Raw genomic sequence first — 12,355 nt, forward strand, 5'->3', positions numbered from 1 at the left:
ATTGCTGACGATTTTCTATTGCTTTGGTCGATGGTTTCTCCCCTAAAAACAGATGTATTTCCCCTCTTTATTCTTTTCCTCATAAAATATTACTCTTTTTTTTCATAACTTAACTGTTTTTATCTCTGGCTATAAGCACTTGTCCGGTATTGAATCCTCTCTATCCGTTTTTTCCCTTATATTGTTAAAAAATGTGCGGTTTGAGTGGTTAGACCGATGAAAAAGAAAGGGGTAAAGTTGTTGCGTTACCTCGCACTGGTTATGACTGGTGCAGGACATAGCCGAAAGCGGAGTGTTTTCGAATTAGGCTACGAATAAGCCCTAGACTATGTAAGACCTCGCTCATCCACTGACCTTGTGGTGAGAAAGGGTAAGGAGAAAAAATGACAATGTTACCCAGTACAGAAATGTTATCTGGTGCAGAGATGGTGGTTCAATCTCTGATCGAAGAAGGCGTAGAACAGATTTTTGGCTATCCCGGTGGATCGGTGCTTGATATCTATGACGCTCTGCACGAAAAAACCGATAAAATTAAACATGTTCTTGTTCGTCATGAGCAAGCGGCAACCCATATGGCTGATGGTTATGCCCGAGCCACAGGTAAACCGGGAGTTGTACTGGTTTGCTCTGGCCCCGGAGCCACTAATACCGTGACAGGCATTGCCACAGCTTATATGGATTCCATTCCAATGATTGTGATTTCGGGTAACGTTGCGACCAACTTGATTGGTAATGATGCCTTTCAGGAGTGCGATATTGTTGGTGTTTCTCGCCCTATCGTAAAACACAGTTTTTTGGTGAAAGATGCGCAGGATATTCCTGAAACCATTAAAAAAGCTTTTTATATTGCCTCAACGGGTCGCCCCGGACCAGTGGTGATTGACCTTCCTAAAGATGTCATGAATCCGTTGATAAAATTTCCTTATCAGTATCCAGAAACGATTAAAATGCGCTCGTATAACCCTACGACTTCTGGGCATAAAGGGCAAATTAAGAAAGCGTTAAAAGCATTATTAGCGGCCAAAAAACCAGTGTTGTACATTGGTGGTGGGGCAATTATTTCACATGCAGATAAGCAAATTCGTCAACTGGCTGAGGCGTTAAATCTGCCCGTTGTGAGTACATTGATGGGGCTAGGGGCTTTCCCTGGCACACATGAAAATTTCCTTGGTATGCTTGGCATGCATGGGGTATATGAAGCCAATATGGCGATGCATAATGCCGATTTGATCTTTGGCGTTGGGGTTCGTTTTGATGATCGTACCACCAATAATCTAGAAAAATATTGCCCGAATGCCAAAGTCATGCAGATTGATATTGACCCTTCTTCGATCTCCAAGAACGTCAAAGTGGATTTACCCATTGTGGGCTCAGCCGATCAGGTTCTAGAAACCATGCTTAAATTGCTCGAAGAGCAAGCAGAAGGGAATGATAGCCAAGCTATAGAACTATGGTGGAATGACATCCAAGGCTGGCGTGAGCGTCAATGCTTGAGTTATGAGAAATCGGCTGAGCGAATTAAGCCTCAACAAGTCATTGAAACTCTATTTAAGTTGACTAAAGGCCAAGCCTATGTTGCTTCAGATGTGGGCCAACATCAGATGTTTGCTGCGCTCTATTATCCTTTTGATAAGCCTCGTCAGTGGATTAATTCGGGTGGTCTTGGCACGATGGGATTTGGGTTACCTGCTGGAATGGGGGTGAAGTTTGCTTTACCGGATGAGGATGTTGTCGTTGTGACGGGAGATGGTAGCATTCAAATGAATATTCAAGAGCTCTCGACAGCACTGCAGTATGATATTCCAGTGAAGATCATTAACTTAAACAACCGTTTCTTAGGTATGGTGAAACAGTGGCAAGATATTATTTATCAAGGACGTCATTCCAACTCTTATATGAGTTCCGTTCCTGATTTTGCCGCGATAGCTGAAGCTTATGGGCATGTGGGGATCCGAATTTCAGATCCGAGTGAACTAGAAGCAGGACTAAAACAAGCTTTGGAAATGAAAGATCGTTTGGTATTTGTGGATATCAATGTGGATGAAACCGAGCATGTTTATCCTATGCAGATCAAAGGCGAAGGAATGGATAAAATGTGGCTAAGCAAAACGGAGAGAACTTAATATGAGATACATTATTTCATTACTATTAGAAAACCAGCCTGGTGCATTATCTCGGGTGGTTGGCTTGTTCTCTCAGCGCGGCTATAACATTGAAACACTTAACGTTTCTCCAACGGATGATGAAACCTTGTCGCGGCTAACGATCACCACCACCTCAGATGAAATGCAACTAGAGCAGATCCAAAAGCAGCTGCATAAGCTCATTGATGTGTTAAAAGTTCAGGAAGTCTCAGAGTTTGAGCATATTGAACGAGAACTGATGCTGGTAAAAGTCAAAGCCAGTGGTTTTGCTCGGGCTGAAGTGAAACGGACAGCGGATATTTTTCGTGGGCAAATTGTTGATGTGACTTCGGCACAATATACCGTTCAGTTAACCGGAACCAGTGATAAATTAGATGCCTTTATTGATGCTATTTCTGAAATTACGGATGTAATTGAAGTCGCTCGAAGTGGTGTGGTTGGGATGACGCGAGGAGAACGAGCGTTGCGCGGCCAGTAAGCGTTTTTATATCAGCATCATCAATAAAAAAACCAGCCAATGACAAAGGCTGGTTTTTTGTTGTACGCATTAAGCTTAGTGCAAAATACGAGCGCGGATAGTGCCATCAATACTCTTCAGCTTAGCCAAAGCTTCTGCTGAACGAGCGGTTTCAACTTCAATCACTACATATCCGATGGTTGCGTTGGTTTGCAAGTATTGTGCTGCCACGTTAATACCGTCTTGCGCAAAAATCGTGTTAATTTGAGTCAGAATACCTGGGCGGTTCTCATGAATATGCAGCAGACGTGAGCAGTCTCGATGCTGTGGTAGTGAGACTTCAGGGAAGTTAACACTAGAGAGCGTTGAACCATTATCTGAGTACTTAGCCAGTTTTCCTGCTACTTCAATTCCAATGTTTTCTTGCGCTTCTTGAGTAGAGCCGCCGACATGTGGAGTGAGTAGTACATTGTCAAACTCGATGAGTGGTGATTCAAAAACTTCTTTGTTTGAGCCAGGTTCGACAGGGAAAACATCGACCGCTGCTCCAGCAATGTGTCCAGATTCTAATGCATCGCATAAGGCTGGAATATCAACCACCGTTCCCCGTGCAGCGTTAATAAAGATAGAGCCAGGTTTCATACGAGCAAACTCTTCTTTACCCATCATATTCTTGGTTTCTGGAGTCTCTGGGACATGCAAAGAAATGACATCACACTTGTTAAGCAGCTCGCTCATGGTATGGACCTGAGTGGCATTGCCTAATGAAAGTTTATTTTCAATGTCATAAAAATAAACACGCATCCCTAAGTTTTCAGCAATAATGCCTAACTGCGTACCAATGTGCCCATAACCCACAATACCTAAAGATTTGCCACGAGCTTCATAAGAGTTATCGGCACTTTTTTTCCAGATCCCACGGTGAGCAAGGGCATTTTTTTCAGGAATGCCACGTAGCAGAAGAAGGATCTCACCTAATACTAGTTCTGCCACACTTCGAGTATTGGAGAAGGGAGCATTAAAGACTGGGATACCTCGTTTCGCTGCCGCCTCGAGGTTTACTTGGTTAGTACCAATACAGAAGCAGCCGATCGCAACCAATTTATTCGCGGAGTTGATGACTTTTTCTGTCAAATTGGTGCGGGAGCGAATACCAATAAAATGCACATCTTGGATGGCTTCGATGAGTTCGGCTTCTTCTAAAGAGCCTTTGTGGTACTCAATGTTGCTATAGCCAGCAGCTTGCAAAACTTCTACTGATGATGGATGAAGTCCTTCAAGGAGTAGGATCTTGATTTTGTCTTTTTCCAGTGAAACTTTGGCCATTATTCTCGTCCTTAAATATGGGATGGTGGGCTAATAAAGCAAACGTCAAGTGAAACGTCGATTATTTGACTTGTTTTATTCAACGCAAACGTTTTCCTTGTGTTACTTTACTCCATTAAACTAACAAATATTTTGTCATTTGGGTAAGGAAATTACGTAATAAGAAATAATTTTCTTATAGAAAAAGAACAAAAAACGGCACTTGGAGTGCCGTTTGTAATCAAATAACAGAAAAATGGAGATTTTATCAATCTTATTCTTCGATTTTCGCACCTTGTTCTGTACCGGTAATCACCACGTCAGCTCCACGATGAGCAAATAAGCCATTCGTGACGACCCCGGTAATCGCATTGATCTGGCTTTCTAATGTTTTAGGATCGCTAATGTGCAAGTTATGGACATCAAGAATAATATTGCCATTATCTGTGACCACGCCTTCACGATAGGTAGGGGAGCCACCTAATTTGGTCAGCTCTCTGGTCACATAAGTGCGAGCCATGGGGATCACTTCAACTGGGAGGGGGAATGTGCCTAAAACGTCAACGGCTTTGGTGCCATCGACGATACAGATAAATTTGTTGGCAATGGCTGCGACAATTTTTTCACGAGTCAGGGCTGCGCCACCGCCTTTGATCATGGCTCGTTCTGGGTTAATTTCATCAGCCCCATCGACATAAATGTCTAACTGCTCGATATCGTTGCAGTCGTAGATTTTGATCCCAAGCGCTTGGAGTTTTTCGGTGGAAGCGATAGAGCTGGATACTGCACCTATTAGGTCATCTTTGATAGAACCCAGTGCATCGATGAAGTGATTGACCGTTGAACCGGTTCCTACGCCAACAATACTGCCTTTCTTTACGTATTTCAGTGCAGCCCAACCGGCGGCTTTTTTCATCTCATCTTGAGTCATGCCTATCTCCTGATCATGGTTTAATGAGTTAATGCGTGTGCGGCGCGATTATATACTCAAAAAACTGACAGATGTACTGGTGATGGTGACTATTCACTCAGATAACGAGAACCGAGTTCACGCTTTCCACTGCCAAGAGCGAGTAGGTGTCACAATTTTAGGCAGAGGGATATCCCAGCTTTCGGTCGGTAATGTTTCAACATATTGACAATCATGAGCCAAACCGATCGGCTTGGCTCCTTGTCCGGAGTGAAACCATGTTGAGAGTGTGCGATCGTAGTAGCCTCCCCCCATGCCAAGCCGGTGCCCTTGTGCATCAAAAGCCACCAGTGGTGTGCAGATAAGATCTAACTCTTTAACCGGTTTCACTAACTGCTTATTTAATTTAGGCTCAATAATGCCATATTGGTTATAAGCCATTGGAGTATCAAATTGGTAATGCAAAAAGAGCAGGTGTCCTTTGGAAAATGGGTGTAACACAGGGAGGTAGACGGATTTTCCTTGCGCCCATAACCATTTGATGAGTGGCATTGTATCGAGCTCACCATCGGTTGAAAGGTATAAAGCAATGTGTTGACTGTGTTTGAATTCCGCTTGTTGGGCTGCTCGGTGGATTAAATCTTGGCTTGCCTGAAATTGCACGTCACTGGGCAGTTGATTGCGTCGTTGGCGGATATGTTGACGGAGAGCTTGACGAGTTGGTGACATAATTAGGGAACCCCAGAGTGCCGTTGAGGATTGTGGCCCTTGAACCAGCTGGTTCAAGGCGGATTAGCAATGGCTACCGTAGGCTTCTCGGTACGAGCCGAGCTTGCTCAATAGCGACCAAATACTAACCCTTTGGTGTTGCTTATCGGCTCAGGGACTTACATCCGCTGACGAACACTCCAGGGTAAAACTTTTAGCTACCTTGCTGTACTTTATTGAGCGCGGCTTGCAATGACTCCGTGAGTTCATCCACTCGCCGATTCAATTGCAACTGCTGATCATTTTGTTTTTGTCGCTCAGTTTGTAATTCGTAGCAAATATTCAATGCTGCGATAGTGAGTAACTTAACCTCATTGGTTACCTTAGTACGTTCGGCCATATCTTTCAATCGTTGATCAAGATCTTGTGCGGCACGTATCAAAGAGCTTTCTTGCCCACTGGGACAATTAACTCGGGTTACTTTGCCTAATATTTCTACGTCAACCGCTTGATTACTCATGATAAGTGAACTCTATTCGCGTAACTAAAGATGGGGGCAATCGCCAAACCATCGAGGGGCAAACTATAGGTAAAGCGCTACTAAGATTCAAGCTTTTCACGCGGATAAGCATGAATTGATGCATAAAAAACTACTTATTGGGCAATTTGCGCAAAAGCTAGTCATATGAGCGTTTTCGGTTAAACGCTGAAGTGGTAGGATGGCGTTTATTTACCAAGATGAAGTGATTATGAGTGAAGCGACTTTTCCCAGTTATAACCAATTAGCGAGTGATCTACAATCGGCCTCGTTGGGGATTAATCCTGCCGAGCTGCATGGTTTATTAGCGGGAATGCTAGCGGGAGGATTAAGTGTTGATGATTCAAGCTGGCAGCCGTTGATTTTTGATTACACTAATGATGGCATGGGCTGGCCTACACAAGCATTAGAGCAAGCGAAGCAATTGTTTTTAGCCACTCATCATGAATTAGCTGGTCGTGATTTTAAATTAACGCTGTTAGTTCCAGTTAATCATGATAGTGAGGCCTTGTTCCAGTTTGCCGATGGTGTGATCGATTGGGTTAACCACTTTATTTCTGGCCTAGGTTTAGCGGCCGTCAATTTAACGGGTGTGTCTGCAGATGCGAAAGAAGCGTTACAGGATTTAGAAGAAATCGCCAAATTAGCCATCGATGAAGACGATGATTTACAGCAACAAGCTCTGTTGTTAGAACAAGTGATTGAGCACATCAAAGCGTGTGTTTTTACGCTACACCTTGAGTTCAGTAAGTCTGAACCCGTAACTAAGCCTATGATTCACTAAGTGAGGTTATGGTGAGTAACGAGCAATCTTTCGATGTTATCATTGCTGGCGGAGCAATGGCGGGGGCGACTCTGGCTCTGGCATTGAATGCTTTGAGTCAAGGCGCTTTGTCTATTGCAGTGATTGAAGCTTTTCCTGTTGATCATCATGCTCATCCCGGGTTTGATGCTCGTTCGATTGCTCTTTCTTATGGCACGGTAGCCTTATTGGAGCAATGGGGGCTGTGGGAGAGGATTCGCCCTTTAGCCACCGCCATCACAGATATTCATGTTTCGGATCGTTCTCATGCTGGTATGACAGACATTCATGCTCAATCACTTAAACTGGATGCGTTGGGCTATGTGGTTGAGTTGGCGCGAGTAGGGCGTTTATATGCTGAAAAAATGGCGCAATGTCCAAACATTACTCAGTATTGTCCAGTCAGTGTTACTCATATCTCTCGCACATTAGAGTCGGTTTCGGTGACGTTGTCGAATCAATCTATTATCGTCGGGAAACTGTTAGTTGCCGCTGATGGCACGATGTCGACGTGTTGTGAGAAACTGGGTTTTCCGTTGCAAGAGCAGGATTTTCATCAGGTAGCGATCATTGCTAATGTGCAAACGAATCAACGTCATCAAGGACGTGCGTTTGAACGCTTTACTTCCTCCGGCCCCTTAGCTTTGCTTCCGATGAGTGAAAACCGTTTATCATTAGTTTGGTGTCTGTCTACTGCTGATGCGCAGCAAGTTATGAAGATGGATGATTCCAGCTTTCTGGATAAATTACAGCAAGATTTTGGTTGGCGCTTAGGGCGTTTTATTCAAGTCGGGGAGCGCAGCTGCTACCCATTATTGCTTCGTTATCGAGAAAATATGATCTCTCATCGCTTTGCTATGGTGGGTAATGCCGCCCAAACCTTACATCCGATTGCAGGGCAAGGGTTCAATTTAGGTATCCGAGATATTGCCAGTTTGGCAGAGGAGATCACTTGTGGTGATCCAGTGGGGGATTACCAAACATTGAACCGTTTTCGTCTGCGTCGAGAAGCGGATCGTTGCTCGACGATCCAGTTGACATCAACGTTGGTTCATCTCTTTTCTAATGATTGGCTGAGCCTTCGTATTGCGCGTAATCTCGGTTTAGCGGCAATGGACAGCGTTCCATTTTTAAACATGCCCTTGCTTCAACGCACTCTTGGTGTGGTGAATCGATAAAAGGTACAAATTTATGATGCAAAGTGTGGATATTGCCATTGTTGGTGGCGGAATGGTAGGGCTTGCGCTTGCGGCTGCATTTAAAGATTCTGATTTGAGAATCGCAGTTATTGAAAGCCATATTCCGAAAGCGGGGCTCGATCCGCTCCCTGATGTCCGCGTTTCCGCCTTGAGTCGTGCTAGCGAAACGATCTTGAAAAACTTGAATGCTTGGGATGGGATCATAAAGCGCCGCGCTGCTCCTTATCATGCCATGGAAGTTTGGGAGCAAGACAGTTTTGCTCGAATTGAGTTTCATGCTCAGCAACTGACCCAGCCTAATCTGGGGCATATTGTTGAAAATCGAGTGATTCAATTAGCCTTATTGGATCAAGTTAAGCAACAAGCCAATGTAAGTCTGTTTATGCCCGCCCAATGCCAAAATCTCGCCATGGGTGAAAGTGAAGCCTGGCTAACGTTAAGCAATGGTCAGTCATTGACTGCTAAGCTGGTGGTTGGGGCTGATGGAGCCAATTCTTGGGTTCGCCGCCAAATCGATATTCCGCTTACCCACTGGGATTATGGACACAGTGCTCTAGTGGCGAATATTCGTACCCGTGAGCTTCACAATGGGGTAGCAAGACAGATCTTTACTCCGCAAGGTCCATTGGCTTTTCTTCCTATGTCTGATCCACAGATGAGTTCTATTGTGTGGTCAACCGAACCTAGTCGAGCTGAGCGTTTAATGGCCATGGATGTGTCAACATTTAATAAAGCACTTACCGCTGAATTTGATGGGCGACTTGGCTTATGTGAACTTGTTGGGCAGCGATATTCGGTTCCATTAAAAGCACGTTATGCTCGTGATTTTATCAGCGAACGTATTGCTTTAGTGGGCGATGCCGCTCACACCATTCATCCACTAGCCGGGCAAGGAGTTAACCTCGGTTTGCTCGATGCTGCGAGTTTAGTGCAGGAAGTGTTGGCGGTGTGGCAACAAGGTTTAGATATCGGTCATTCGCGCAATTTACGTCATTATGAGCGCTGGCGGAAAGCAGAAGCGGCCAAAATGATTGCGGCAATGCAAGGATTTAAAGATTTATTTGCTGGAAGCAACCCTGCGAAAAAACTGATTCGTGGTATTGGGATGCGTCTTGCAGGACAACTACCAGGTGTAAAAGAAGAAATCATGCAGCATACCTTGGGGCTAAAAGGTGAGTTACCTGAGTTAGCGAAAAGGCAAGCGATGGCTTATGATCACGAATGATCTTCTGGCTAAAACAAAACAGGGTTGGCATTAGCCAACCCTGTTTTGTTTTCAATCTTGATCAAGCATAAGCACAGCGTAAGCGTCGGATTTCTTGGTTGACTTCATTGACGGTCTGATAATGCCGCTGTTCTGCGCGCTCAGGAAGAATGAGTTTCCCATTATCAAACTCAAATTTACCGACACCATAGATATAGATTCTTCCCTTAAAAAGACGACTTACGTGTTTAGCAATCATACTGGGGGTATAGCGCTTAAACAATCTCATACTTCGATCCTTTTTGTTGTCCTTATTTCACTTAGTGTAAGTTAAATCGCTAAGCAATACTGTGATTTAGCCAGATATATCCAAAGTGATAGTGAATTTCTTTAGTGATTTGTGCTGATATCGACAAAATGCCTCCTTTCAAAGGCAGAAGGCTCCTCGACATAAGCATCGCTTCATCTTTCATCCATCAATACAATATGAGACGGATAAATTGACGCGGCCTTATTAAGCCAAATCAATATGACAGTTTTAAGAATAGCGGAAGTAAAAGGAAAAAGGTAATGGTGATGTTGGTGTTTTGTAAAAAAAAGCCCACAGAAATTTGTGGGCAAAATTAGTCACAGATGCATTACACAAAAAGTGGATATCCTGAAATGATCAGTCGATGCACTTTTTATTGGTTAAAACAGGCAAAATTCAAGTTCAGCTTTGTGTTAACCAACGAGCGAAGAGTAAACTAAAAAAGATTAATCGACTATTTATGTTTTTAATGTGATTAAAGATTCACTGGGTAAATGAGGAAAATTTGCAGTAAGTCACGATATTTTGCCATCGATTACAATATTTTCAGCCTATGTTGTTCGCTGAATATGAGCAAACATTGGCTGGCATAATTGAATTAAATCCTGCACCGATAAAGCAATGCCAGCTAAGGGGGAGCCACTACTGATAGTGACAGTTGAGTGCTGTAAAATGGCGTGATCAAAGAGGATTGGCATCGCGGTTTTAAGGCACAGTGGGGTTACGGTGCCAATCGAATATCCAGTAAAGCGTTCAACTTGAGAGCGATCGACGCAGGTCATGCGTCGCCATGCTAGTACTTGACGTACTTTTTTAGGATCGACGGAACAATCGCCGGGTGTGCAGGCCAACGCAAGGCGATCTCCCATATCACGCAGTAGTAAAGTTTTGACCATTTGACTGGCAAGAATTCCACGCTGGCGTGCGGTTTCCTCGATGGTTATCGTGGCCGTTTTATGCGGCAGTAGCCGGTAGGCAATATTGTGCTTTTCTAGATACTGCGTGATTGGGGTCGAGAATGGCTTATTCATCATCTAATGCATAAGGCAATGGGCGTATTGACCAGCGAGTTTCTGGCTGATCGGTCAGCCTTAATTCGGTTTCAACTTCGAGGTCATTGGGGAGGACAATTAACCCAATTGCTGTCTGGTCGGCAAAATTATAGTGAGCCATGAGTGTTCCAGCATTGCGCCAGTTTTCACCGACAGCACGTTCTAATGCGTGTGCTTTACCTTGGCTGAGTGGCTGCTGAGTGTTGCCTTGTACGATATACATTGCCCGCTTGTTCATTCCACGGTATTTGGCTCGGGCGACGGTTTCTTGCCCGGTATAACAGCCTTTTGTAAAGCTGATCCCACCCAGTGCTTGTAAGTTCAATGCTTGTGGAATATGTGTATTCTGTTCGCTATTTTCAACAATGGGCTGCGCTTGTTGAATATCAAAATAGGTCCACATAGCCGCATCCACTTTGCTTGCTGTACAGTTATTGAACCATTCCTCCGCCGCCGACTCTTCTAACAACAATAACCAGCGTTGGTCATCGATTTTGACCGCACTCCCTGAGGGTAATGGCCGAACGTTTTCTCGGCTAGAGGTGAATTGATTGATCAAGTCCTCAGCGCCAGTTCCCATAACGCCAAGAGCGACATCTGAACTTTCTGTTATTTCAACTTTGGAGAAAATGGCGTATTTTTTCAGTTCGCGTAGCTCTGCTTCAATCGCTGATTTAGGTTGAAACATGGCATAGCCATCACGATGATGAAACAGGCGAAAAGCAGACCACACTTTTCCCTTCGCATCGCAGTGTGCTCCCCAACAGCTTTGTCCGGCCTCTAAGCTCACAACATTACAAGTCACTTGGCCTTGCAGGTAAGCTTTTTTGTCGGCTCCTGATAGTTCAATGGCTCCCCAATGGGGTAAATGACTAATCATCAGTTCTGGCAGAGGAGCATTGCTGTTTATATGTAGAGTTGTAAATGTGTTTTTCCCGTTCATATCTTTCACCTAAGTGAGACGCTTTCCATTATGTTAATCTGGATCAACTTTTTTGTCAGCTTGAACAGGGACTGTGACTAAGCTACTAGTTGAATTTAACATTGGTTGTTACACTTGGCGCAAATAAACATAAGGTGAGGAAAGCCAATGTACGCTGCGGAAGAAAAAGCGCGCATCAAATGGGCATGCCGACGTGGAATGCTTGAACTTGATGTGGTTATTATGCCGTTTTTTGAAGAGTGTTTTGAGTCATTAAACGAGTCAGAGCAGAAAGATTTTGTCTCGTTACTTGAATGTGATGATCCCGACCTTTTCACTTGGATTATGGGACATGGTCGTTCAGAAAACTTAGGCCATGCCGCAATGGTAGACAAAATTGTCGCACATAATCTTAGCAAGGTCCGTTAAGCTTTATTTGCAGCCCTCTTTTCTCGCTCGTATCATCGCCTTCTCCCTGTTGGCAGTTTTGGTATGGGCGATATTGGTTTCCCCGATTCCGCTAGTTGTGAGCATTGTGATGTTCGCTCTTTTGTTTTCTTGTCCATTATTGAGTTGGCTTCCAGCATCTTTACAAGGTGAGGTTGACATTGATTGTTCAGGAAAACTGCGTGTGGGTGAGCAGGACTTTGTTTTTCAACAAGTTGACTTTCTTTATCGGCATGTATTTTTGATGATTCAAGGGAAGGGGAAATGCTGGTTATTGTGGCGAGATAGTTGTCATGAGAATGATTACCGGCAGCTATTGGTGAAATTAAAACGGGAGCAGTATCGCTCCCGTTAAGG

The 12,355-nt window shown here is 44.2% G+C and carries 14 protein-coding genes and 1 other RNA gene; 7 read left to right on the plus strand and 8 right to left on the minus strand.

Annotated elements, in window-relative coordinates; genetic code table 11:
• Window positions 1–383 precede the first annotated feature (383 nt).
• Window positions 384–2,123: an acetolactate synthase 3 large subunit gene (locus tag EXA13_RS10165; protein WP_238133083.1), complete on the plus strand. Its 1,740-nt coding sequence runs from the start codon at window positions 384–386 to the stop codon at window positions 2,121–2,123.
• Window position 2,124: 1 nt separating this feature from the next.
• The gene (ilvN, locus tag EXA13_RS10170) at window positions 2,125–2,622 is read left to right on the plus strand and encodes an acetolactate synthase small subunit (protein WP_238133084.1); all 498 of its coding nucleotides are present in this window, start codon (window positions 2,125–2,127) and stop codon (window positions 2,620–2,622) included.
• Window positions 2,623–2,697: 75 nt separating this feature from the next.
• Here the strand turns inward: ilvN and serA are convergent, their stop codons facing one another.
• The 5 genes from serA to zapA form a co-directional block, all read right to left on the minus strand.
• On the minus strand, window positions 2,698–3,927 hold the full coding sequence (serA, locus tag EXA13_RS10175; protein WP_238133085.1) for a phosphoglycerate dehydrogenase: 1,230 nt from the start codon (window positions 3,925–3,927) through the stop codon (window positions 2,698–2,700).
• A 253-nt stretch (window positions 3,928–4,180) separates the two neighbouring features.
• The gene (gene rpiA, locus EXA13_RS10180) at window positions 4,181–4,837 is read right to left on the minus strand and encodes a ribose-5-phosphate isomerase RpiA (protein WP_238133086.1); all 657 of its coding nucleotides are present in this window, start codon (window positions 4,835–4,837) and stop codon (window positions 4,181–4,183) included.
• Window positions 4,838–4,954: 117 nt separating this feature from the next.
• On the minus strand, window positions 4,955–5,545 hold the full coding sequence (locus tag EXA13_RS10185) for a 5-formyltetrahydrofolate cyclo-ligase (protein ID WP_238133087.1): 591 nt from the start codon (window positions 5,543–5,545) through the stop codon (window positions 4,955–4,957).
• 5 nt (window positions 5,546–5,550) lie between these two features.
• Window positions 5,551–5,734, minus strand: a non-coding RNA gene (gene ssrS / locus EXA13_RS10190) — 6S RNA.
• Window positions 5,735–5,738: 4 nt separating this feature from the next.
• Window positions 5,739–6,044, minus strand: a complete 306-nt coding sequence (zapA, locus tag EXA13_RS10195; RefSeq protein WP_238133088.1) for a cell division protein ZapA — start codon at window positions 6,042–6,044, stop codon at window positions 5,739–5,741.
• A 229-nt stretch (window positions 6,045–6,273) separates the two neighbouring features.
• On the opposite strand from zapA, the gene EXA13_RS10200 reads away from it, so the two are divergent.
• Genes EXA13_RS10200 through EXA13_RS10210 form a run of 3 tightly spaced genes read left to right on the plus strand, consistent with a single transcriptional unit; the run spans window position 6,274 to window position 9,288 of the window.
• The gene (locus EXA13_RS10200; RefSeq protein ID WP_238133225.1) at window positions 6,274–6,846 is read left to right on the plus strand and encodes a UPF0149 family protein; all 573 of its coding nucleotides are present in this window, start codon (window positions 6,274–6,276) and stop codon (window positions 6,844–6,846) included.
• 8 nt (window positions 6,847–6,854) lie between these two features.
• Complete coding sequence (ubiH, locus tag EXA13_RS10205; RefSeq protein ID WP_238133089.1) at window positions 6,855–8,042, plus strand: 2-octaprenyl-6-methoxyphenyl hydroxylase; 1,188 nt, start codon at window positions 6,855–6,857, stop codon at window positions 8,040–8,042.
• 13 nt (window positions 8,043–8,055) lie between these two features.
• Window positions 8,056–9,288, plus strand: coding sequence for an FAD-dependent 2-octaprenylphenol hydroxylase (locus EXA13_RS10210; RefSeq protein ID WP_238133090.1), 1,233 nt, complete (start codon window positions 8,056–8,058; stop codon window positions 9,286–9,288).
• Between the two features lie 61 nt (window positions 9,289–9,349).
• Here EXA13_RS10210 and EXA13_RS10215 read toward each other — a convergent pair whose 3' ends face one another.
• From EXA13_RS10215 to ygfZ, 3 genes are all read right to left on the minus strand, one after another.
• A complete protein-coding gene (locus EXA13_RS10215; RefSeq protein ID WP_078925982.1) occupies window positions 9,350–9,556 on the minus strand; it encodes a DUF1107 domain-containing protein in 207 nt (68 codons plus the stop codon).
• A 572-nt stretch (window positions 9,557–10,128) separates the two neighbouring features.
• A complete protein-coding gene (locus tag EXA13_RS10220; protein ID WP_238133226.1) occupies window positions 10,129–10,608 on the minus strand; it encodes an aminoacyl-tRNA deacylase in 480 nt (159 codons plus the stop codon).
• On the minus strand, window positions 10,601–11,572 hold the full coding sequence (gene ygfZ, locus EXA13_RS10225) for a tRNA-modifying protein YgfZ (RefSeq protein WP_238133091.1): 972 nt from the start codon (window positions 11,570–11,572) through the stop codon (window positions 10,601–10,603). Before ygfZ ends, EXA13_RS10220 begins: the two co-directional genes overlap by 8 nt.
• Window positions 11,573–11,719: 147 nt before the next feature.
• Here ygfZ and EXA13_RS10230 point away from each other — a divergent pair, with 147 nt between their 5' ends.
• Window positions 11,720–11,980, plus strand: a complete 261-nt coding sequence (locus EXA13_RS10230; RefSeq protein ID WP_238133092.1) for a succinate dehydrogenase assembly factor 2 — start codon at window positions 11,720–11,722, stop codon at window positions 11,978–11,980.
• A 49-nt stretch (window positions 11,981–12,029) separates the two neighbouring features.
• Window positions 12,030–12,353, plus strand: coding sequence for a protein YgfX (locus EXA13_RS10235; RefSeq protein WP_346346950.1), 324 nt, complete (start codon window positions 12,030–12,032; stop codon window positions 12,351–12,353).
• The last annotated feature ends 2 nt before the right edge of the window (window positions 12,354–12,355 follow it).

It is taken from the genome of Vibrio cincinnatiensis (assembly GCF_022113815.1).
GTDB lineage: Bacteria > Pseudomonadota > Gammaproteobacteria > Enterobacterales > Vibrionaceae > Vibrio > Vibrio cincinnatiensis_A.

Excerpts from the sequence above, each read along its gene's own strand:
- ubiH (WP_238133089.1), top strand. The coding sequence starts at position 6,855 with ATGGTGAGTAACGAGCAATCTTTCGATGTTATCATTGCTGGCGGAGCA.
- ygfZ (WP_238133091.1), bottom strand. The coding sequence starts at position 11,572 with ATGAACGGGAAAAACACATTTACAACTCTACATATAAACAGCAATGCT.
- EXA13_RS10210 (WP_238133090.1), top strand. The coding sequence starts at position 8,056 with ATGATGCAAAGTGTGGATATTGCCATTGTTGGTGGCGGAATGGTAGGG.
- EXA13_RS10165 (WP_238133083.1), top strand. The coding sequence starts at position 384 with ATGACAATGTTACCCAGTACAGAAATGTTATCTGGTGCAGAGATGGTG.
- EXA13_RS10215 (WP_078925982.1), bottom strand. The coding sequence starts at position 9,556 with ATGAGATTGTTTAAGCGCTATACCCCCAGTATGATTGCTAAACACGTA.
- serA (WP_238133085.1), bottom strand. The coding sequence starts at position 3,927 with ATGGCCAAAGTTTCACTGGAAAAAGACAAAATCAAGATCCTACTCCTT.
- rpiA (WP_238133086.1), bottom strand. The coding sequence starts at position 4,837 with ATGACTCAAGATGAGATGAAAAAAGCCGCCGGTTGGGCTGCACTGAAA.
- ilvN (WP_238133084.1), top strand. The coding sequence starts at position 2,125 with ATGAGATACATTATTTCATTACTATTAGAAAACCAGCCTGGTGCATTA.
- EXA13_RS10220 (WP_238133226.1), bottom strand. The coding sequence starts at position 10,608 with ATGAATAAGCCATTCTCGACCCCAATCACGCAGTATCTAGAAAAGCAC.
- EXA13_RS10200 (WP_238133225.1), top strand. The coding sequence starts at position 6,274 with ATGAGTGAAGCGACTTTTCCCAGTTATAACCAATTAGCGAGTGATCTA.
- EXA13_RS10185 (WP_238133087.1), bottom strand. The coding sequence starts at position 5,545 with ATGTCACCAACTCGTCAAGCTCTCCGTCAACATATCCGCCAACGACGC.
- EXA13_RS10230 (WP_238133092.1), top strand. The coding sequence starts at position 11,720 with ATGTACGCTGCGGAAGAAAAAGCGCGCATCAAATGGGCATGCCGACGT.
- zapA (WP_238133088.1), bottom strand. The coding sequence starts at position 6,044 with ATGAGTAATCAAGCGGTTGACGTAGAAATATTAGGCAAAGTAACCCGA.